Source organism: Microcoleus sp. EPA2 (assembly GCA_020882975.1).
Classification (GTDB): Bacteria; Cyanobacteriota; Cyanobacteriia; order Cyanobacteriales; family Microcoleaceae; genus Microcoleus.
This window is the reverse complement of record JAHRFD010000002.1, coordinates 84,662-105,028: the sequence shown is the minus strand read 5'-3', so window position 1 is coordinate 105,028 and position 20,367 is coordinate 84,662. Positions and strand designations below refer to the sequence as shown.

The following is a 20,367-nucleotide window of genomic DNA, read 5'->3' as shown; positions in this document are numbered from 1 at the left end:
TCTGATAAGTCTATAATCTTGCTATCTTCCACTAAAATCACCAATATTCAATCAAGCCCCTTCTCCACCCATTCTCCCCTGAAAATGGTAAAACGACAATTCGATCGAGAAGGAAACAGCAAGAGCAAAGATTTTCTTGACATCCACACCATCTCGCCATCTCACCATCTCGCCATCTCCTCATCCCAAAGCTTGATATCTGAGACAAAATTTGATAAAGTTCCCACAGGCATCGCTCAAAAATCAATAATTATGCTCCAACCCAGTTCCCCAACCTGTCAAAAATTCAGACCAGTAAAAATTTAACTGAACTGAAACCATTTTACAGTTGGTCTGGGAAGGCAGTTGGAAAATTTTTGGGGATGTGTGGTAATCAATTAGGCGGCTGAAACTAACACCAAAAACTCATGATTAACAGCTTGTTTTTAATGAGAAACTTAGGTTTGTGGAGTCCACCTAGTTAGTGTTCCTATAAAGTTGAGGAGATGAATCTAATGAAATCGAAATTATTTTGGACTTGCTGCACCGTTTTGGTAGCCAGCTTGCCGATGCCCAGCTTCGCTCAAACCAGCCCTAAAGCAGGTTTTGACTACAAAGCTGGCCCGATGAAATATCAAATGCTACCGGGCGCAATCCCTGACAGAAGCTTGCCCAAAGCCTTTGATTTTCCAATTATTACCAATGTTGCTACGGATACTAGCATCACCACCGATTATTTAATTACCGATCAGTTTCGCGCTCCAGCGACTCGCTCAGAATATACTTCGGCTCTCAACACCTGGTCAGAAGCAGTGAAAGAATGTCTTCGCAAGCAGCCTCGATTGATCCGAGCCAGTACCAAAAACCCAGTTCAAATTAACGGCAAAGTAGGCACGATTGTCAGAAACGCAAATAACCGTGCTGTTTGCAAATAAGCTAGTAGACTCTGCTACTTAGCAACTACAAATCAAGGGCATTTTTAAACAAAAAGAGCAGTAGAAAAGCTATGGCTCTTTTTGTTTGCTAAATTTCCTTAAATAAATAGCGAGCAGGCGGTTGAAATCGGCACCAGTACCTCATCATCAAGTAGCGCAAAATTCATTGGTACTGAGCAAAATTTCGCCATAATCAGGAATCCAAGCCAGCCATTTTTGTTCGGAACACTCACACAAAAGCCATGCTTCGTCAAAACTGAATGCTGTTGGCGGATTGAATAATCTCACCCAGGTAGAAGCGGCAAATTTGGGTGGTGGTGTTGAGGGGCGCGAACCAAATTTTTCCCACTCCCGCCCACTCGCGACCCTTGCTTGGGTTGATTGAGGTAGCCCAGTACAAATATCGGTTTCTAGTTTCATCTCAAACCTCCTGTCGAGGGAAGAGTCTGCACTAGGGCTTGCCACAGAGCAAAACGACAGCGCAGAACCTACTTATATGTATTTTATGATACAGATTTCTCTCGTAAATTGTGCTTTTTTGTAGTAAAACTTAACAGTCTGGAGTAAAAATCGGCTCGAAGCTGCAAAAATCCTGTGGCTTTGGTACGATCGCCAAGAATCGATTACCATCACAAAAACCTCTAATCTTCTGACCAAAAATTACAACATGAATTCAGAGACCAAACCCCACTGGAAAACCCTAGACCGGTTTATAGAAATCAACTCCGATTGGGTAAAACTAATCGGCGAACATCTGGAAACATCCGAAGGGAAAACCCTCGAATATTGGCGGGTAGAAAGGGCAGATTCAGTGGTAATTTTGACAGTTCAAAATGACACATTGCTGTTTCCAGTACCAATGTATCGCCCCGGTGTGGGAGAAGCAACCCTGGATTTTCCCGGTGGTCGCGTACCTGCTGGAGTAACAGCAGCAGACGCAGTTCCAGCTATAATCAAGAGGGAATTAGGAGTGTCAGAAAGTGCGATCGCCAAGCTACAACCAATTAATGCCATGGGATGGGCAATTAACAGTTCATTCTCCAATCAAAAACTCTACGGTTTTGTAGCAGAATTGCACCCTCAAGCAACAGTAAACTCCGCAAATATCGGTGCTGCATATTCAATCACACCAGCAGGAATTAGGGATTTACTAAAATATTTAACTTGTCTCCAATGTCGAGCATTATTATTAGAATGGCAACAGCAATCGTTAAATTTTAGATTTTAGATTAAGACTTACGCACTTCGATCGAAGAAACCGGGTTTTTACCTAATCTTCGGGCTTCAACCTGTGTATTTTCGTAAAAAACCAGGTTTCTGCCACCCACAATCAAATTAACTGGGAGCATCCCGATTCTGCATAGGCGAAGCATGACCGCAGACAATTTATTAGTAATAACGAGAGATTTACAGCGGTCATGCTTCGCCCCTACGAATATATTTGCCAAACACAGATGCACCCAATTAACTCTTTGTAGAACAGGGCGTAAACCCTGTTATTAACTGATTGTACAAACCAATATCACTGAAATTACCCATGCCTTCCCAGAATGAAGTTGCTGTCCAATGCTTCGATGTCACCTATCGCCTCAACCGCCGCAATTTAGTAGAAAACCTCAATTTCAAAGTGCTGCAAGGAGAAGTTTTGGTCTTGCTGGGACGCAGTGGTAGCGGTAAAACTACTACCATGAAATTGATTAACAATCTGCTGACACCAAGCAGTGGCGAAATTACTGTCATGGGAAAACCGACAACTCAGTGGAACTCCATTCAACTGCGGCGAAAAATTGGCTACGTCATTCAAGAAATCGGTTTGTTTCCTCATTTTACAGTGGAGCAAAATATCGGTTTAGTGCCAAAATTAGAAGGCTGGGAGGGCGATCGCATTCAATCTCGCGTCCACCAACTGCTAGAATTAGTCAACCTCGACCCCCAGCACTTCGCCAAACGCTATCCCAGCCAATTATCCGGCGGACAGCGACAGCGAGTGGGGGTTGCTAGGGCGCTAGCGGCGGACCCTCCCGTGCTATTAATGGATGAACCGTTTGGTGCTTTAGACCCGATTACTCGCCTGGAATTGCAGCGGGAATTCTATAAATTGCAGCAGCAACTGGGCAAAACTGTGATTTTCGTGACTCATAGTATTCAAGAAGCTTTTTTGTTAGCTTCTAGAATTGGTTTGATGCAAAATGGACAGTTGGTTGAGTTGGCTTCTCCTGATGATTTTATGAAATCTCAGCAACCAGAGGCGATCGCCTTTTTGGAATGTTTGCAATTACCTGGAACTGGATAATTAATAATAACGGCTGTAGGGACACGGCAGTGCCGTGTCCGGCAAAGATCGTCGATTAGGACACTCCAAGAGCCCAAAGCGTGTCAACTTAAGCTGTCAGCCCGCCAAGTTCATTGGTCATCCCGCGAGTCCGACAGGGGTTGAAACCCCTGTCTAATAGAAGACAGTCCTCTCAAAGAGGACTAAAGAGTTCTTCAGTCCTCTTTGAGAGGACTTGCGCTTTGAGGCAGGGGTTTCAACCCCTGCCGGACTATTGGTTCTACCTTAAGTTGACACCTATGGGCATTGCCGTGTCCCTACACAATTCCAATTACCAAATACCAATGATACAATTTATAAATCGTTATGGCTCAGAAATTATTCATCGTGCTCTGGAACACTTATATTTAGTAACAATTGCCATTGGGGTCGCGATTGCTTTGGGTATTCCCCTCGGTATTTTAATCAGTAGAAAACCGCAGTTAAAAAAGACTATTTTGGGTTTTGCCAATATCATGCAAACTATTCCCAGTTTAGCATTATTTGGCTTGCTAATTCCAGTACCCATTATAGGCGGCATAGGCGATCGCACAGCAATCATTGCGCTGACTCTGTATTCTTTGTTGCCGATTATCCGCAATACTTATACTGGTATTATTGGTGTCGATCCTGCGATTCGGGAAGCTGGGAAAGGCATGGGTATGACGGATTGGCAACTGTTATTTCAAGTCGAAATTCCGTTGTCAATGGGGGTGATTTTGGCGGGGGTGCGAGTTGCTGCGGTAATTGCGATCGGGCTCGCTACAATTGCGGCTGCGATCGGTGCCGGCGGTTTGGGAGTGTTTATTTTTCGGGGTGTGGCGACAGTGAATAATCAGTTACTTTTTGCAGGGGCAATTCCGGCGGCTTTGATGGCGCTAGCTGCTGATTTTGGGTTGGGTTTGATTGAACAACGGCTGTCGAAAAGTGAGATGAAAACTATCAATTCAATTGGAGTTTAGACTAAGCAGGTCAAAAAGTGCGATCGCTGTGAGACTAGCTCACAGTTCTCAAGAACGGCAATGGTCGCTGGCGACAAGCTATCAGACTCAACCATAATATAAATGCCAGTCGTACTCAAAGATGTCGCTATCCTGTGGTAAAAAAGGGCAAAGGTCGGTTCCAAAAATCAACAAAATTCGTAAGTTAACCTTGAGAACCTCTCGCTGATTAACCATTCTTTCCACTCAGCTCATGCTGAGTCAATTTGTGCTTAGTCTAAACTCCAATAAGGGTGCGATCGCCATCCATCAGGGCGATCTTATATAGAGGCAGAGCCTCCGCATCTGCATCCCCAGGCCAGAGCCAGGGGACGAGTTATATCTGTTAGGCTAAGCCCCGAACTGGTAGGCGCTGGCCTTGCAAAACCTGTGCATAGAGCTTTTCCAACTCAGTAATATTCTGACTGAGAGTATACCGATCGATCGCCCGTTGGCGAGCTTTTTGGCCAAGCATCTGTGACATTTCCGGGTGATCGCAAAACAACGGTAGCAAGGTTTGCAACTGACTCCGCACCCGCTGAGTATTTAAAACTATCCCAGCCCCTTCCTCCAAGGCTTCGCCGTCAGCGCCGGCATCGGTGGCCAAACAGGCTAAGCCACAGGCCATCGCTTCCAGCAGTGACAGCGACAATCCCTCTACCAAAGAAGGCAAAATAAACACATCTGCACCCCGCAGAATTTCGATCCGCCGTTCCTCGTCGGCGACAAATCCGAGCCAGACAATGCCCTCATCTTCGCCGTAGAATAGTTGCAGCGAGGCGGCTAGGGGCCCGTCGCCGACGATCGCCAATAGGTTTCCAGGACCAAAATTACATTGTTTCCAGGCCTTTAGCAGGGACTCGACATTTTTCTCTGGGGCAATGCGGCCTTGATAGACAAAAATGCGATCGGCCTTTAGTTCCGACTTCAACCCAGAAGGCCCTGGAGAATACTTAACTGCGTCTACTCCGTTGGGAATCACAGCCACCCGCTCTTCGGGTACTCCCAACTTCACCAATATATCCCGCTGAATCTGAGAAAATACGATCGTGGAGTCGTAGTGAGCTAAAAACGGAGCGTACAGTTGATACATCAGGTGTTGGGTTCCCGATGTCAAATTCCGCAATTTGCGATCGAAGGGCGGGTGAAAAGTTGCTACCAGGGGTATATTCAATTCTTGGCAGATTTCTGGTAGCAAAAAGTCTAGAGGCGAAAGGGTGAGCGAAGCGTGAACGACATCCGGTTGCAGCCGCCGCAGAGATTTCATCAGCACTTTACTGGATTTGAAAGTGGGAATTGTATAAATTTGCGACTTGTAAAGACAGGGTAAGGAGACTTCGTTGCAACTCACGGGTGGGAGCGATGCAGCAAATGAGGTGGGAGCAATTTCTGCCCCCCATTTCCCATTAGCCATACTCCACGCTGCCTTATTCCTTTCTAGTTCTGCTTCTTGGGCAAAGTGCAGAAAACTGACTTGGTAGCCCCGGTCTAAAAGTGCGTTGGTGACTTCCCTAGAATAAGTGACGTTACCGCAAAAAGGTGATTTTTTTCCCAGCCAAGCAATGTGCATTCAAGTAAATTTGAGTTTGTTATTTTATGGGAGTCGATCGACTGTGGTATTACGGGAAATATACCAGGTTAAGACACCACCTGCGATCGCTAACCCAGCCAAAGCCAAAAATACTTTTGGCAAACCCAGAAATGTTTCAGCAACTCCTGCCAAGGCCAAGGGTAAACTCAAGGCGATATTAGTGGCATTATTTTGCAGCCCGAAAACTTTTCCCCGCATTTCTTCTGGAGTTTCTGCTTGAATTGTAGTCTGCATTGGCACTCCGACGATCGCCGCAAATACACCCAACAGGGTAATGAATAGTACGGATATCCACAAATTGTGTGTAAATAGAGACAGACCAATCAGAGCAACTGCCATGCCGATGGAGCCAATTAAACTGAATTGGGAGTGAGAAAATTTGTTACCAAGATAACCAACTGTTGTGGCTCCTGCTGCCATACCCACACCCACCGCCGCCAGCAAAAAGCCAAATTGAGAAGCCCTCATACCTGGAAGTATTTCGGCCAACCGCACTGCTAAAACTGCTAAGGCTGCAAAAATCGAAAACAGAATAATTAGTTGGATTAAAGCATTACGGACTTTTGGTTGATCGTTGATGTAACGTAGCCCATCTTTCAAGTCAGCTAGGGGATGTGGCGGTTCGTGTTCCACCTCGGTTTTTTCGCCAGTTTTCAGGGAAAGCAACAAGACTCCGGCGACTGCGTAACTTCCTCCTACTATTAATTCTTTGCCAATGCCGATGCCGCCACCAAGGTTAGTAAAGAGAGTATCGGCTAAAGCTAGTAGGGGTTCTCCCACTGCAAAACCAATAATCACCGAACCCATCATGGTTGTAGTGTAGAGGGAGTTGGCGGTGAGCAAGTGGCGACGTTCTACCATCAGAGGAATGGCTGACTGTTCTGCTGGGGCAAAAAATTGAGTTAGGGTGGAAACTAGGAATGTCACCAGCAGCAGCAAACAGAATCCGAGGGGTAATTGACCTATTTCTATGCCTTTAGAGAGCCACAGCACTATGGGCAGGCTTAAAACTAAACTTCCCCGCAGCAGGTTTGTGGCTACGAGCACTGCTTTTTTTGGCCATCTATCAACATAGACACCGGCGGCGGCTCCGAACAGCACTGCGGGAATTGTAAAGGCAATCATGATTGCGGACACCCACCTGCTGATGGTTTGATCCGCTGCTTGGAAGTTGCTGGCTACCAGGGCGATGGTCAGTACCAGATACACTTTATCTGCTAGCTGGGAGAAAATTTGGCCGCTCCACAATGCTAAAAAATTACGGTTTTTCAGAATTGGCAGAAATCCTGTTTCTGGTTCGGGATTTTCGACAATTGCTGCTGAGTTGGTGGGGGCTGATTCGGGGGTGGTTTGCTGGGGGAATTTTTGTTCCGGTTGCTTGACGCGGCCATTTCCCCTGTTTGGTTCGGGAGTGGTGGGATATTTATCCATTTCTGAGTCTTGGGCCTTGCTCCATACATCGGAAACTGGATGAGAGTCGAAGTTGGGCAAATTTTCTCGTTCTTCCATCTGGTGATGAGTCACGCTTAAAACAGATCTTGTCAAATCAGAATCGGAAAGTCGCATCATGGGGTTTGGGGCAAAATCGCTCTTGACGATCGAGATTCGGCGGGATGTGAAATTCAAATTAGGGCTGGAACAGCCAAGTTTAATAATTTGTAACTTTTTTATTATCCAATGTTCTCAGAATCTTTGGACTTTACCTGCAATTACTTGCTGGTTCGGGTTTCTCGCTGATTGGGGTTCGGAGCGTGCCGATCGCTCTTTTTCCTCTGCTCAAAACTCAAAACTTTCTAAATAAGCATCGATCGAACTTCCCGATCGAATCGCACAACCTAAATGATACTGGGCATACTGCCGCAAAATATTTTCTACTGATACCCAAGCTCCGCCATCGCCAATCGCTCCTATTTTTAGTTCTGGGCTACCCAACTGTTGCAGTGCGTCTAGTTCCATAGCATTAATGCAAAAATCTGTCAAGTGTTTGCTGGTAGAAGTTTTAGGGGAACGGGAAGCCCCAATGTAAGCCGAACCCGTTGCTGCCAATCTTTCTGTCTCTAAGTTAGCTAACTCGGACAAGCTAAAGGTTCCCCCCGAAGGTATGCTAAATCCAATTTGCCACTTCGGATCGGTGAAATTTGGCATCAAGGGGAGTCTGGTGGCGCAGCAGACTTGGACTTGGGGTGCAACGCCGGCGAGGGCTAGCAGGTGAAAAATTGCCTGATCCAGGTGGGCGACAAGTAAGGCTAGGGAGTCTGTATCGGTGCGATCGGACAAACGCTCCAAACGCTTCAAGTGTTCGCTCAGCAAGCAAAATAGTTCTTCTTGGGGTTGATCGGAAAGGGCGCTGGCGATCGCCAATTCCGCCAAATATTGGGCGGATGCGAGTTTTCCCAGGTTGCGACTCAAGCCCGGATGGGACTCTACAGTTTCGGCTTGGGTAATTTTGTCGAGCGATCGACCTTTGGCCAGGAGCAATTCGTTGACAACAAATAATTCGCTTCTACCGCCGATGGTCGATCGTTGTTTGCGAACACCGGGTGCTACGGCTCTAATTAAGCCGAACTCCCGCGTTAAAACTGTCAAAACGCGATCGGATTCTCCTAGGGGCGAACTCTTGAGATTAATGCCAGTTGCTTTGTAATTTCTAATCATCTAACCAATAACAATTAACCATTAACTATTTATTTCTGTTGTTTGTTCAAATTATCCCGCTGGCGGATTAATTCAGGACCGCGAGAAGTCCCCAAACGAGTTGCACCAGCCATTATCAAATCTAGAGCTTGTTCATGAGTGCGAATGCCCCCGGCCGCTTTAATCCCAATCCGCCCCTTCGTAACTTCCTTCAACAGCCGTACATCGCTAACTGTCGCCGCCCCAAAAAAGCCGGTGTTGGTTTTAATGTAAGCTGCCCCAGCCTCCATACAAATCTCCGCCGCTAATTGTTTTTCCGCATCCAAAAGGAGAGAACTTTCGATAATTGCTTTGATAGTAAGATTAGTTTCTTCGCAAATCTCCGCTAATTCCCGATGGAATTCGTCAATTTTTCCAGCTTTCAATAATCCTAAGTTCACGGAAACATCTAACTCTACGGCTCCATTGTCAGCGGCTTCTAGGGCTTCGTAAAGCTTCACCCTGGAAGTCGAAGCACCGGTAGGAAAACCTATCACAGTACAAACTTTTGGACGTTTTCCGTGCAGTAGCTCAACAGCTTTGCGGACGTAGCATGGATATACGCACACTGTGACAAAGCCAAATCTCTCTGCTTGTTGGCAACAGTTTTCTACTTGGTCTGGCGTGGCTGTCGGGTCGATTAGGCCGTAGTCGATCGAGGGGGCAATATCTATGTCTGACTGGTTTACAGGCATGGTGGTTTTTATCCGCATTCACTACTTCTTTATTATGTATCTAAATCTATTTAATTATTAAGAAACCAGGGTTAAGTATTAATTTATATTATGAGATAAAAAAACTCGCCCCTAGGCGAGCTTTGGTATTTTTTGGTGGCAAATGCGAGAAATAAAATAGTATTTTGGCAATTTTTTCTCTGGCAATTGAGACTATTGCAGAGAAACTTTGATTGCAGGCTTGATTGGTCTGTTGGCAACTACGAGGACTCGGTAAATTCCCGATTCTGGCAGTTGAGCGAAAGTTTGACCTTCCCCTTGATCGAGGAGTGTTCCTGACGGAGATTCGATCGCCACATCTAGATTTTTGTTGCTCGCAGTGACTCTCATTGTCTGTCCGCGTTTCCCTTGAATTGTCAGGGGCTGGATTTGGTAGCCGGACATTTTGAGTTTAATTTTACCTTCTTTTTCTCCGAATGCTATGGGAATTACGCGATCGGGGCGATAAGTCCACTTGGCACTAAAGTCACGTTCCAATACAAAACTACTGGTTTCGCCTTTAGGGATGGCTCGGACGCGGTAGATGCCCGACTCCGGTAACTTCCCTACCCATTGATTATCTCTTTTGTCAAGGGTTCCCAAATTTTCGCCACTGGGAGTGTAGAGTTCGGCGCTCAGTTCTCCAGCCCATAGGGAAAGTGTGAGTTCTCGTCCTTTGATGCCTTCAAAAATATAGGTGGTCGATTCTTTGATGGTCTCTCGGATTTCCGATGTTGACATCGGCTTGATGGGTTCAATTTGTGGGGGTGCGACATCGTTGCTCGGTTTCTCAATGGTTTCTCGAATTTCCGAGGTTGCTATCGGATCGATTGTTTCAAGCTTTGGAACTACGGGGCTGGCAAAGGCTGTTTTTACCATCATCATCAGTAGCATCCCAGTCAGTAAAATTAGTTTTTTCATGTCGTGTTTCTAAGGGTAATGAGTTGTATATGGTTACTTATGCTTCCCTGTCAATACCTATCGGCACATCTGAGTATACCCTACCGATACACAAGCTGCGATCGGTAGTTCCATATTAAAAACAGCACCAGAAAACAACTTGGTTAGGGTACGTCATTGACATACACACCGCCCTTTCAGGTCCGGTGATTCTTGACGCTTCATCGACATTCTGCTACCTTTGGCAGTTTTACCGTATCTCAGCGTCAGTCAAGCGAGTTGTGGCAATGCCCTATATCCTCCTAGGCCACTAAATCGTGAGATGTAAATTTTTGTGAACTGTTTTTACCCCCGCAAACGACCAGATCTGAGAATACTAATAATTAACCACAAACCCAAAAAACTCGCCGCTGCAAACAAACCATTGCTCAAAAAAGATAGTTGAGCAGTTTGAGAATTAGATGAAATAATTGCCGCTCCTACAATCAGCGAACCCACAACAATACTAAAAGAAAGTCGATTCGCAGAATCCCCCAAAGTGCGGCGCAGAGGATCGATTTCTTTCACAGTCAAATTCCACTTCAAACTTTCCGAAGTAACTCGGTCTAAAAGCACTTCTAATTGACGCGGAGATTGCAGAGACAAACTTTTCAGATCCAGGGCTGTTCTGAGCAAAGCTTGCACCGGATCTTCTCCGAATAACTGACGCCGAAATAGATCGGTCATCAGCGGCTTCACCTGTTCTACAATGTTGAATCTGGGATTGAAAGCGCGCGCTAGACCTTCTAAATTAGCGAGAGTTTTGGCATATAAACCGAGGTTGCTAGGTAGCCTAATTTTATTTTTGCGGGTGATGGCCAGCATTTCATAAAATATTTCCGACAAGTTCATTTGCGACAGGCTGACATTGTAATACTTACGCAGCATCCTAGCCAAATCATTCTCTAGATTGGCTAAGCTAGTAGGCTGAGCAAATTCTGCCATTTGTAATGTTAATTGAGTGCAGCGTTGAGAGTCTAAATCCACAATTGCCAGTAACAGTTCTGTCAAACTTTGTTGAGTGCGCGGATCTAATCGACCAACCATGCCGCAGTCTAGGAGTGCTATGCGTCCATCTTTGAGGTAAAATAAGTTGCCCGGATGTGGATCGGCGTGAAAAAATCCGTCGATATATAACTGTTGAAAGAAAGCGCGGCAAAGCAGGGTGGTAATTTCTTCGCGTTCTGCATCTGCATCGCCGTTGTGGCGAAGTCCTTGCAAATCACCTAACAAAATTGGTACGCCGTCTAGCCACTCCATTACTAATAGTTTTTTGGTGGTTAATTTCCACTGAATTTCTGGGACGACTATTTGTTTGGGGTCAAACCAGCGGCTTTTAGAAAGGTTGCGTTTGAGTTCGTCTGTGTAGCTGGCTTCTTGAATAAAATCAAGTTCTGCGCGCAGGGCTGTGGCAAATTCTTCGGCTAGGGCGACGATATCGTATTGTTGACCGTAGTCTGTGAGGGAAACAAGTTCTGCTAAGGCTTTGAGGACGGCAATATCTCGTTCTATGATGATATCAATGCCGGGACGCTGAACTTTGAGGGCGACTTCGCGGCCGTCTTTTAATGTGGCTTTGTGGGTTTGGGCGATCGAACCGGCGGCGACGGCTTGAGTGTTAAATTTGGAGAAGGTTTCTTCGATCGACACTTTGAGTTCCTGGCGGATAATCACTTCTACTTCCGACCAGGGTACGGGGGGAACATCGGCTTGCAGGGAGGAGAGAGTGTCGAGGTAGGCGGTGGGTAAAAGGTCGGGACGGGTACTCAGCAATTGTCCCAATTTCACAAACACTGGACCTAATTCGATCAGGATGTTGCGGAGGACTGCTGGGGGTGGCAGACTGGGTTCGTCGGTTTTGCGGCCGGTGAGGAGGCTTTTCATGTAGTCCCAACCGTTGCGGAAGACGACTTCTAGGATTTCTCCTTGGCGAGAAGTGGTTTGAACTAGACTGAACACGGGGCCTCCGGGTCGATCGGGTTTAAGGACTATAACTACTAGGATAGCGCTGTTGAGTGGGCTGACCAGTATCTAGGGGAATAACTTGGGGTGAGGGGGCGAAGGGGCGAAGGGCAGGGCGGTTTCATTCTCTTGTAGGGGCAATCCCACGCCCGGTTGCCCCAATCTCTGAAATGACGGAAAATGGTCGGTGGGGGGGTAGGCACGCACCATCCACTACCCCTACAAACCCCTCGTTTTTTGGAGAATGAAACCGCCCTGGGGCGAAGGGGGCGATCGAATTTTGGGGAAGGAAGTGGTAGTTAAGTTTGGCTGTTCAAGTAGCTTTCAATTATTTGCCTTAATAAAGCCTCTGAGCTAATTCCTTGTTGAATAGCAAGTGCCTTAATTCTTTGGATGTCAGAAGCCGATATTTTAATTGGGGCAAAAGTTTCAGGAAATGCCCAGGCACACTGTGTGCACTCAAGTTGGCATCCTCTACAGGCTGTGCTTTTAAAGTTATTGCATTCTGCACATAGCGGTTGCCAATTATCCTCTTCATTTCCCCCTCCTCTCAAACGCGGAATTTTATGATCTCGATCTAATCTGACAAGAGGCGGTTGTCTGCCACACACTGCACAGCGATATTGATAATTAATCAAAATTTTCTGCCAAAAAGCATCGCTGATTTTGATTCTCTGTTCGCGTTTGGGACTGATTTCTATGCTGATTAGCTGATATCTTGTTTTGCTACCACTACCGAATCTAACTATTCCCAAAAATCCTTCTTCCCCTTGCAACTCTCGTATGCGTCTAGGCGTATCTGCATAAGGTTCTCCTCTAAAATTGTTAATAACTTGACGTAAATGCGATAGGGGAACTACTGGCCCTGGAATGCTGTCACCGGGAGGCCAAAGCGTCTCTAAAATTAATCTATAATAATAATTTATATTGGCTGGCTTGGTGCTTGCAAAGCCAGCGCAAGCTTCTCCGATCCACTGTTCGCGGTTTGCTCCCATATCACTCATGGGAGTTTGCCTCATCTCCGCGCAAAAGCCACTCTGGACTTACTTGCAGCACACGCGCGATCGCATCTAGCTCAAAATCTTTGACCCCACGCTTCTGGCGCTCTATCTCTGAAATGTCTGACTGATCCAGCTTAATGTGAAAGTCTACATCGATTGCGGCGGCTAGATCGCTCTGCCCCCATCCGAGTTTTTCACGAGCCTGCTTGATTCGTGAGCCACTAATATTAGCTTCGCCCATCTGATAAAGATGTTTTTAAACTACGATTGAGGATGATATCGTGTGGTGTAGCAGTGCAGTAGACGATTTTCGTCTATAAAGCCAATTAAGTCTACAAGCTGTGTAAATAAAGAACTATCATTAAGATGCGAATTGCGTCATTTTTCACAGGGATTGGTGGTTTCGATTTAGGGTTTGAAAGAGCTGGAATGAAAGTTGTATTTCAATGCGAAATAGATAAGTATTGTCAACAAATATTAAAACGTCACTGGCCCAAAGTACCGATTTATGAAGACATCAGAACCCTCACACATTCAACTATCCCTGCCGCTGATTTATGGTGTGCAGGATGGCCCTGCCAAGACCTCAGCAATGCCAACACAGAAAGAAAAGGACTTGCAGGAGAAAGAAGCGGACTTTTCTACAAATTTATGGAACTTGTTGCAGAAGTTCAGCCAGCGTGGTTGGTCTTGGAAAATGTGCCGGGGCTACTCTCGGCACAGCAAGGAACCGCTCTTGAGGTCGTTATCGACACGCTGGAAGCGCACGGGTATTTGGGGGGATGGCTATCGTGTAACGCTCGACATACGGGCTTACCTCACGACAGAGACAGAGTGTTCTTTATTGCCAGTTTTAGATCGAAACGTGCCTGTAGAATCTTTACTGACAGCGGCGAATTGTCTGGGGATTCTGCGGCGCGAAAATCGAGGGAGAAGGAAACTCGATCGAGTGTTTGTGAAAGCATTATCGGAGACACTCCGCTTGTGGTACAACGTCGCGGTGGCTTCGGGTATACCTTGGCAAAAAGCGTCTGCCCCACGTTACGCGCCCAAACTGGAGGACATCAAGGAGGCCATTCTGACAGACCAATACTCTGTGGCGAGAAACTTGACTTGGACAGAATGGGAAAGGCTGATGGGATTTCCTCCAGGATGGACAGTCGCCGAGGGAGACTCCTTGGTAATGCCGTTGTCCCAGGAATTGCCGAATGGATTGGCAGACAAATCTTAGAGATTGATTCTTGTACTTAGAATTCTCCAGCTACTGCACAGACACAGCGTTCGCAAATTAGCGGATGTTCGATCGACTCCCCGACGTGAGTAGAATAATTCCAGCAACGATCGCACTTTTCGCCATCTGCTTTGACTACACCAATCGCCAAATCAGGAGACTGGAAGTTGTAAGGTAACTCTTGCAGCACTTGATTCGATTCTATTAGTTCCACTTCCGAAGTAATGAACAAATAGCGCAATTCGTCTACACCGTTCCCGGTCATTACTAAATTAGAAGCTACAGGTATTTGGGCCGGTGTTTCTAATTTTGGTTCGACTGGAATTAATTCATTTGTCTGGATTTCAGGTACTTCTACCATCAGTGGTTCGACTGAACTCGCCAGTACCATTTGCGGGATTTCAGGTACTGCTACAATCGCTGTTTCTACTGGGGCTGTGAGTACGATCGCCTGGGTTTCTGCAAGCACAATGGCGCTGGTCTTGCCCAGCACATCTGCTGTCAGCAACTCAATATTTTCTGCCAGTTCTTGACGGCTAGCTGCGAACAACAAATGACGGAAAGCAAACCAAATGGTGAATAGGATGCCGATGATTTCCAACAGTCCTCCCAGCATGGGAATTTGATTCATTGTATCCAAGATTCCCAGGGTTACTTTACCAGTTACCAAGAGTGAGGCCAACAAGCCAACTGTTACCAAAACCTTTTGGTATTCTGTGAAGAAATTGCCCAGGTAGGTAGGTAAATCTGCTACAAACTGAGCAACTCGCTCGAAGATTGGCTGTGGATCGGGAACCGAGGGTTCAACGGCAGAATATTCGATGATTTCTGAAGGTCGATCGCCCTCTGCGATGGTTTCCTCCTCTACATGAATTGTCGTTTCTGTCAAGACCTTGGCAACATTTGCTGCTTGTGCTTCCTGTAGATCTTGTGCTGCTTTAGCTTTTTCCGCGGCTGCTAACTCGATAATTGAATTTTGCGATCGCACAAACTCCAGCAATCCCTCACTACTAGGATTCAAAGCTTGTAACTGCTCTCTTTTTTCAACATCAGGAACATACAATAAAACCTTAGCTTCCAAAGAAGAACCGATCGCCTTCTCCATCCGAGCTTTTTCCAAAACCTTGTTAACTTCGCCACGCACTTGCCGCAAATATTGCCAACGAGTTGCCAATTCTGGATTGTGCCATGAAGCATCCAATTTTACCCAACCCGATTCAAACACTGATTTGTGCGATGTGGGATAGGGAATGTATTGCCAAATATCCTCAGCCATGTGACACAACACAGGTGCGATCGCCTTTGCCAAATTCTCCACAGCGATCGCAATCACCGTCTGACAACTCCGGCGGCGGTGAGCATCTGTAGCGCTGATGTAAAGTCGATCCTTGGCAATATCCAGATAAAAACTCGACAAGTCTACGGTACAGAAATTCTGCACTGTTTGGAAAAACCGAGAAAATTGGAAACTATCAAAAGCATCCTTTACCTCCGCAAATACTTCGCACATTCTGTGCAACATATAGCGATCTAGTTCCGGCAATTCCCCGTAAGCCACAGCATCTTTTGCGGGGTCGAAGTCATGCAAATTCCCCAGCAAAAACTTAGCTGTATTGCGAATTTTGCGGTAAACATCCGACTGCTGTTTGAGAATGTTTTTGCCCAAAGGCACATCGGCCGAGTAGTCTACCGAAGACACCCACAACCGCAAAACATCAGCGCCATATTCCTTAATTACCAAGGCTGGATCGACAACATTTCCTTCAGATTTGCTCATCTTGCGGCCTTTTTCATCCAGCACAAAACCGTGAGTCAAAACTGTTTTGTAAGGAGCAACACCGTTGGTTGCTACGCTGGTGAGTAAACTGGATTGAAACCAACCGCGATGTTGGTCTGAACCTTCCAAATACATATCAGCAGGATAGTTCAATTCCGATCGCCCTTTTGCGACTGCGGCCCAGGAAGAACCAGAGTCAAACCAGACATCCATCGTGTCGGTTCCCTTACGATAAGTGCGACCATTATTGCGGTAAGATTCCGGCAGTAATTCGGCGATCGACATTTCCCACCAAACATCAGAACCCTTGTCAGCAATAATTGCTTGGACGTGGGCGATAGTTTCTTCGTTTAACAGCGGTTCGTTAGTTTCTTCATCGTAGAATACCGGAATCGGAACGCCCCAAGTCCGCTGGCGGGAGATGCACCAATCCGATCGATCGCCTACCATTGCAGTAATCCGATTTTCACCTTGGGCGGGAATCCAATTCACATTAGAAATGGCTTTTAACGCTTCATCACGGAACCCTTCCACCGAAGCAAACCATTGTTCCGTCGCCCTAAAAATAGTTGGCTTCTTAGTGCGCCAATCGTAAGGATAGGAGTGAGCGTAACTTTCCTCTTTAATCAAAGCATTTGCTTCGGAAAGAGCATCAATCACTGCACTATTGCCATTTCCGAGGACATTTAGACCTGCGAATACTCCGGCTTCCGCGGTGAAATTTCCGTTTTCATCTACGGGAGTTAAAACTGGTAAACCGCAGCGTTTTCCGACGATAAAATCTTCTTGTCCGTGGCCCGGTGCGGTGTGCACCAATCCCGTCCCAGAATCAGCGGTAATGTAATCGCCACCAGCTACAATCGGGCTTTCGCGATCGAACAAAGGATGTTTGTAAGTACAGCCTTCTAATTCTTTACCTTTGAAAGTCGCCAGTATTTTTAATTCTGTATTAAAAGTTGCCGATAGTCGATCGACCGCATCCAGAGCGACTAACATGAATTGTTGGGCGATGTGGGAATCTGCCGGCGGTTCCACCACCGCGTAATCCAATTCTGGATTGACGGCGATCGCCAAGTTAGCCGGAATCGTCCAGGGAGTAGTCGTCCAAATCGCAGCCCAGAGGCTCGGCATATAGCGCTGTAGGGGCGGTGCCCCCGTGCCCGCCTTCTTCCCTTGCAAAGTTTTCGACAATTTTCTCACATGAAAGCCAACGTAGATGCTGCGCGACGTGTGGCCTTCGGGATATTCCAATTCAGCTTCGGCGAGGGCGGTTTTGGAACTCGGACTCCAGTGCACGGGCTTGAAGCCACGATAGATGTAGCCTTTGAGTACCATTTCACCGAATACGCCGATTTGGGCGGCTTCGTATTCTGGTTTCAGGGTTAAATAGGGGTGTTCCCAGTCGCCCCAAACGCCGTAGGTTTTGAAGGAAGCGCGCTGCTGTTCCATTGTTTGTTGGGCGAAGGCGGCGGCTTTGCGGCGGAGTTCGATCGGAGTCAGATTCAGCCTTTCCTCCGATGTCATTTTCTTATCTTGCAAGACTTTAAGTTCGATCGGCAATCCGTGACAATCCCAACCGGGAACATAGCGGACTTTTTTGCCGCACAGCATTTGGTAGCGGTTGATAAAGTCTTTGAGGATTTTATTGAGGGCGTGGCCGATGTGGAGTTGGCCGTTAGCGTAGGGTGGGCCGTCGTGGAGGATGAACAAATCGCCCGGATTATCCTGGGAAAGGCGATCGTAGATGTGTTCATCTGCCCAAAATTGTTGCAATTCCGGTTCCCGTTTGACGGCGTTGGCGCGCATTTCAAACTTGGTTTGGGGCAGGTTTACTGTGTCTTTGTAAGATTTAGCTTCCATTTTTGAGAAACGTTTTCTGTAGTTAGTTGTTAGTAGAAGGAAGAAGGAAGAACCCCCCCCTGCCCCCCCCAAGGGGGGAAATTCAGGAAGAAGGAAGAAGTCACCCCCCCCTGCCCCCCCCAAGGGGGGAAATAAGAAAGAAGGAAGAACCCCCCCTAAGGGGGGAAATTCAGGAAGAAGGAAGAAGGAACAGTGCTTATACAGTAAGTTTTTTAGCCATCGATATTTTAATTTTAGTTAAATGGACTTACTTATCAAGTCCGGTTAAATAATCATAATTAGTTTGTAGTCAGGACTTTAGTCCTCTCTCGTGCTTGAAGAGCTGACAGTTAGATATTCCAGTATAGGCGATCGACCGCACATTCGCTCAAAGCAAATCCGTAGAGAGCTCTCTCTTCTCTACCTCTGCGCCCTCTGCGCCCTCTGTGGTTAAAAAAAAATCATTCATAAATTGAGGTTACGCTACCGACTCAACCAACTGAACATTTCACCAACAGTCAGATTCAAGGATTCGGCGAAAGGTGGAACGGGGAGGCGATCGCCCGGTGCTTCAAAAAATGCTATGGTGCGATCGGCAAAATAGACAAAGACTAATTTCTCTTCCGGGTCAATCAACCAGCCCATCTGGGTTCCGTGGGCTAGACAGTGCAGGATATTGCGGACAACTTTGGTTTGGCTTTGGTCTGGGGAAAGAATTTCGATCGTCCAGTCTGGGGGGATGGCGAAGGTGTTGGCGACTTCGCCGTTGTCGTCGCGGGGAATCCGTTCCCAAGTAAACACTGTAACATCGGGCACAGTCGATCGACCGCCAAAGGTGCACCGTAATTCTGGATAGGCGCGGGCGATGCGTTGGGGTTTGAGTACCCGGTTAATGTCAGTACCCAAATCGCTTTGAATTGTGCTGTGTTTTCCTTGGGGCATAGGTTTTTGGATAATTTGACCGTCGATGAATTCGCTGGCGGGTTTGGTTTCCGGTAGTTGGAGAAATTCATCGAGAGTCAAAGGTTTAGTCGGGGTTTGAACCATTGTTTTAATTTGATTTAAGTTTAATTTGTATTAGTTAAGCGATCGTGCATTTAATTGATCAAGAAAATGGGTCTCAAACCCCGTCCTTCCCTTGACGGTTTTAAGGGGTAGAACTCGTTTGACGGCGAGTCCGACAGTCCGACAATCCGACAGTCCGACAGTCCAACAGTCCGACAGTCCGACAGTCCCAGAGTCCAACAGTCCGACAGTCCAACAGTCCCAGAGTCCAACAGTCCGACAGTCCGACAGTCCGACAGTCCAACAGTCCCAGAGTCCAACAGTCCGACAGTCCGACAGTCCGACAGTCCAACAGTCCGACAGTCCAACAGTCCGACAGTCCGACAGTCCGACAGTCCGACAGTCCGACAGTCCGACAGTCCGACAGGGATTGAAATCCCTGTCTCATAGCGCAAGTCCTCTGAAAGAGGACTGAGGAGGTTGATTTACGTGAAATGGCAAACTCAACATCAAGTTGAATTTAGACTTGCAGTCGATTTTATGCGAAACTCAATATCAAGTTGAATTTAGACTTGCAGTCGGTTTTATGCGAAACTCAATATCAAGTTGAATTTAGACTTGCAGTCGGTTTTAACCGACTTTCGCTATGAGACAGGGAATTCATTCCCTGTCGGACTGTCGGACTGTCGGATTGTCGGATTGTCGGACTGTCGGACTATCTGTCAGACTGTGGCAAGCAAGAAAAGCTCATAGAAATAGTCCCAACCCGCGGCTAAAGGTATTTCCAATACGATCGCACAATGAAGCATCCGGCACTTTATTTCCTTCCTGTTCCCATTTTTCCACGAGTTGGCGGCCTAGGGGCGTGAGGCGAAAACTGTCGGTAATCCCTTGTCCATCTACTTCTCGCCGCAGTACGCCGACTTGGATCAGCCACAGCAGGGAGTTTTCGGCTGTGAGTTCGGCTACGGGCGATCGGGTGTAGCCGCGTTCGACACCGGAATTTGAGGCGATCGCAGTTAGGAAAACGCTGTTATCGCGGATGGTCTGGAAGAAGTGTAATTGAAATGGGCTGCACCGGATCGCGCGATCGGCCCTTTCTACAGTGCGATCGGGATAACTAATAGATTTAAACGCTTCGGATGGGATAAAAGTCATTGAGAGAACTTTTGAATAGGTACTATTCTTATCATCACCTATTTAGAGTCAGGAGGGTATAGTTCTTAGGGCTTACACAAAAAACCCGGTTTCTTCCAAAAATCGTCGCTTTTTCGATAAATATTGACGGGGAAACCGGGTTTTTGGCCCCCATGCGTAAGTCCTGGTTCTGAAAAATACATCCACAAAAGAGCCGTTGAAGTGGTGGGTGTTGGGCAGGGGCGATCGTTCTACATTCAACACCCACATCCAAAAAAGCAAGTCATTTCCATA

18 protein-coding genes are annotated in these 20,367 nt (G+C 46.8%); 6 read left to right on the top strand and 12 right to left on the bottom strand.

The features are described 5' to 3' along the window. Nucleotides 1–494 precede the first annotated feature (494 nt). A complete protein-coding gene (locus AAFP14_RS02990) occupies nucleotides 495–914 on the top strand; it encodes a hypothetical protein (protein ID WP_341730829.1) in 420 nt (139 codons plus the stop codon). A gap of 147 nt (nucleotides 915–1,061) precedes the next feature. Here AAFP14_RS02990 and AAFP14_RS02985 read toward each other — a convergent pair whose 3' ends face one another. After that, nucleotides 1,062–1,334: a hypothetical protein gene (locus AAFP14_RS02985; RefSeq protein ID WP_340517512.1), complete on the bottom strand. Its 273-nt coding sequence runs from the start codon at nucleotides 1,332–1,334 to the stop codon at nucleotides 1,062–1,064. A gap of 247 nt (nucleotides 1,335–1,581) precedes the next feature. Here AAFP14_RS02985 and AAFP14_RS02980 point away from each other — a divergent pair, with 247 nt between their 5' ends. The 3 genes from AAFP14_RS02980 (at nucleotide 1,582) to AAFP14_RS02970 (ending at nucleotide 4,187) form a co-directional block, all read left to right on the top strand. Continuing rightward, a complete protein-coding gene (locus AAFP14_RS02980) occupies nucleotides 1,582–2,142 on the top strand; it encodes an NUDIX hydrolase (RefSeq protein ID WP_341730828.1) in 561 nt (186 codons plus the stop codon). A gap of 309 nt (nucleotides 2,143–2,451) precedes the next feature. Next, nucleotides 2,452–3,207: an ATP-binding cassette domain-containing protein gene (locus AAFP14_RS02975; protein WP_341730827.1), complete on the top strand. Its 756-nt coding sequence runs from the start codon at nucleotides 2,452–2,454 to the stop codon at nucleotides 3,205–3,207. 323 nt (nucleotides 3,208–3,530) lie between these two features. Continuing rightward, nucleotides 3,531–4,187: an ABC transporter permease gene (locus AAFP14_RS02970; protein ID WP_341730826.1), complete on the top strand. Its 657-nt coding sequence runs from the start codon at nucleotides 3,531–3,533 to the stop codon at nucleotides 4,185–4,187. A 364-nt stretch (nucleotides 4,188–4,551) separates the two neighbouring features. On the opposite strand, the gene AAFP14_RS02965 is transcribed toward AAFP14_RS02970, so the two are convergent. The 8 genes from AAFP14_RS02965 to AAFP14_RS02930 all read right to left on the bottom strand — a co-directional run bounded on the left by AAFP14_RS02965 (nucleotide 4,552) and on the right by AAFP14_RS02930 (nucleotide 13,325). Then, the gene (locus AAFP14_RS02965; RefSeq protein WP_341730825.1) at nucleotides 4,552–5,775 is read right to left on the bottom strand and encodes a glycosyltransferase family 4 protein; all 1,224 of its coding nucleotides are present in this window, start codon (nucleotides 5,773–5,775) and stop codon (nucleotides 4,552–4,554) included. A gap of 24 nt (nucleotides 5,776–5,799) precedes the next feature. Continuing rightward, nucleotides 5,800–7,365 carry an MFS transporter gene (locus AAFP14_RS02960; protein WP_341731076.1) on the bottom strand — a complete coding sequence of 522 codons (1,566 nt, stop codon included), beginning with the start codon at nucleotides 7,363–7,365 and terminating at the stop codon, nucleotides 5,800–5,802. A gap of 207 nt (nucleotides 7,366–7,572) precedes the next feature. Then, nucleotides 7,573–8,451, bottom strand: coding sequence for a DNA repair protein RecO (recO, locus tag AAFP14_RS02955; RefSeq protein WP_341730824.1), 879 nt, complete (start codon nucleotides 8,449–8,451; stop codon nucleotides 7,573–7,575). Nucleotides 8,452–8,480: 29 nt separating this feature from the next. Beyond that, the gene (gene deoC / locus AAFP14_RS02950) at nucleotides 8,481–9,164 is read right to left on the bottom strand and encodes a deoxyribose-phosphate aldolase (RefSeq protein ID WP_341731075.1); all 684 of its coding nucleotides are present in this window, start codon (nucleotides 9,162–9,164) and stop codon (nucleotides 8,481–8,483) included. Nucleotides 9,165–9,356: 192 nt separating this feature from the next. Next, the gene (locus AAFP14_RS02945; RefSeq protein WP_341730823.1) at nucleotides 9,357–10,103 is read right to left on the bottom strand and encodes a hypothetical protein; all 747 of its coding nucleotides are present in this window, start codon (nucleotides 10,101–10,103) and stop codon (nucleotides 9,357–9,359) included. 324 nt (nucleotides 10,104–10,427) lie between these two features. Next, complete coding sequence (locus AAFP14_RS02940; protein ID WP_341730822.1) at nucleotides 10,428–12,080, bottom strand: ABC1 kinase family protein; 1,653 nt, start codon at nucleotides 12,078–12,080, stop codon at nucleotides 10,428–10,430. Between the two features lie 302 nt (nucleotides 12,081–12,382). Continuing rightward, a complete protein-coding gene (locus tag AAFP14_RS02935) occupies nucleotides 12,383–13,087 on the bottom strand; it encodes an HNH endonuclease signature motif containing protein (RefSeq protein WP_341730821.1) in 705 nt (234 codons plus the stop codon). Further along, nucleotides 13,080–13,325 carry a helix-turn-helix domain-containing protein gene (locus tag AAFP14_RS02930; RefSeq protein WP_341730820.1) on the bottom strand — a complete coding sequence of 82 codons (246 nt, stop codon included), beginning with the start codon at nucleotides 13,323–13,325 and terminating at the stop codon, nucleotides 13,080–13,082. The genes AAFP14_RS02935 and AAFP14_RS02930 overlap by 8 nt, the downstream gene beginning before the upstream one ends. Before the next feature lie 125 nt (nucleotides 13,326–13,450). On the opposite strand from AAFP14_RS02930, the gene AAFP14_RS02925 reads away from it, so the two are divergent. Further along, a complete protein-coding gene (locus AAFP14_RS02925; RefSeq protein ID WP_341730819.1) occupies nucleotides 13,451–14,335 on the top strand; it encodes a DNA cytosine methyltransferase in 885 nt (294 codons plus the stop codon). Here the strand turns inward: AAFP14_RS02925 and ileS are convergent. Then, complete coding sequence (gene ileS / locus AAFP14_RS02920) at nucleotides 14,332–17,952, bottom strand: isoleucine--tRNA ligase (RefSeq protein ID WP_341730818.1); 3,621 nt, start codon at nucleotides 17,950–17,952, stop codon at nucleotides 14,332–14,334. The two genes, AAFP14_RS02925 and ileS, sit on opposite strands and share 4 nt — an antisense overlap. Before the next feature lie 462 nt (nucleotides 17,953–18,414). Beyond that, nucleotides 18,415–18,978: a Uma2 family endonuclease gene (locus tag AAFP14_RS02915; protein WP_341730817.1), complete on the bottom strand. Its 564-nt coding sequence runs from the start codon at nucleotides 18,976–18,978 to the stop codon at nucleotides 18,415–18,417. A gap of 91 nt (nucleotides 18,979–19,069) precedes the next feature. On the opposite strand from AAFP14_RS02915, the gene AAFP14_RS02910 reads away from it, so the two are divergent. Continuing rightward, the gene (locus AAFP14_RS02910) at nucleotides 19,070–19,411 is read left to right on the top strand and encodes a hypothetical protein (protein WP_341730816.1); all 342 of its coding nucleotides are present in this window, start codon (nucleotides 19,070–19,072) and stop codon (nucleotides 19,409–19,411) included. A gap of 272 nt (nucleotides 19,412–19,683) precedes the next feature. Here the strand turns inward: AAFP14_RS02910 and AAFP14_RS02905 are convergent, their stop codons facing one another. Continuing rightward, nucleotides 19,684–20,094 (bottom strand): Npun_F0494 family protein, encoded by a 411-nt coding sequence (locus tag AAFP14_RS02905; RefSeq protein ID WP_341730815.1) that lies wholly within the window; start codon nucleotides 20,092–20,094, stop codon nucleotides 19,684–19,686. Nucleotides 20,095–20,367 lie beyond the last annotated feature (273 nt).

Bases quoted from the DNA above. Each gene is read 5' to 3' on its own strand.
- AAFP14_RS02905 (WP_341730815.1), bottom strand. From the start codon at position 20,094: ATGACTTTTATCCCATCCGAAGCGTTTAAATCTATTAGTTATCCCGAT.
- AAFP14_RS02925 (WP_341730819.1), top strand. From the start codon at position 13,451: ATGCGAATTGCGTCATTTTTCACAGGGATTGGTGGTTTCGATTTAGGG.
- AAFP14_RS02990 (WP_341730829.1), top strand. From the start codon at position 495: ATGAAATCGAAATTATTTTGGACTTGCTGCACCGTTTTGGTAGCCAGC.
- AAFP14_RS02965 (WP_341730825.1), bottom strand. From the start codon at position 5,775: ATGCACATTGCTTGGCTGGGAAAAAAATCACCTTTTTGCGGTAACGTC.
- recO (WP_341730824.1), bottom strand. From the start codon at position 8,451: ATGATTAGAAATTACAAAGCAACTGGCATTAATCTCAAGAGTTCGCCC.
- AAFP14_RS02970 (WP_341730826.1), top strand. From the start codon at position 3,531: ATGATACAATTTATAAATCGTTATGGCTCAGAAATTATTCATCGTGCT.
- AAFP14_RS02975 (WP_341730827.1), top strand. From the start codon at position 2,452: ATGCCTTCCCAGAATGAAGTTGCTGTCCAATGCTTCGATGTCACCTAT.
- AAFP14_RS02980 (WP_341730828.1), top strand. From the start codon at position 1,582: ATGAATTCAGAGACCAAACCCCACTGGAAAACCCTAGACCGGTTTATA.
- AAFP14_RS02960 (WP_341731076.1), bottom strand. From the start codon at position 7,365: ATGATGCGACTTTCCGATTCTGATTTGACAAGATCTGTTTTAAGCGTG.
- AAFP14_RS02945 (WP_341730823.1), bottom strand. From the start codon at position 10,103: ATGAAAAAACTAATTTTACTGACTGGGATGCTACTGATGATGATGGTA.
- deoC (WP_341731075.1), bottom strand. From the start codon at position 9,164: ATGCCTGTAAACCAGTCAGACATAGATATTGCCCCCTCGATCGACTAC.
- AAFP14_RS02915 (WP_341730817.1), bottom strand. From the start codon at position 18,978: ATGGTTCAAACCCCGACTAAACCTTTGACTCTCGATGAATTTCTCCAA.
- AAFP14_RS02985 (WP_340517512.1), bottom strand. From the start codon at position 1,334: ATGAAACTAGAAACCGATATTTGTACTGGGCTACCTCAATCAACCCAA.
- AAFP14_RS02930 (WP_341730820.1), bottom strand. From the start codon at position 13,325: ATGGGCGAAGCTAATATTAGTGGCTCACGAATCAAGCAGGCTCGTGAA.
- ileS (WP_341730818.1), bottom strand. From the start codon at position 17,952: ATGGAAGCTAAATCTTACAAAGACACAGTAAACCTGCCCCAAACCAAG.
- AAFP14_RS02935 (WP_341730821.1), bottom strand. From the start codon at position 13,087: ATGAGTGATATGGGAGCAAACCGCGAACAGTGGATCGGAGAAGCTTGC.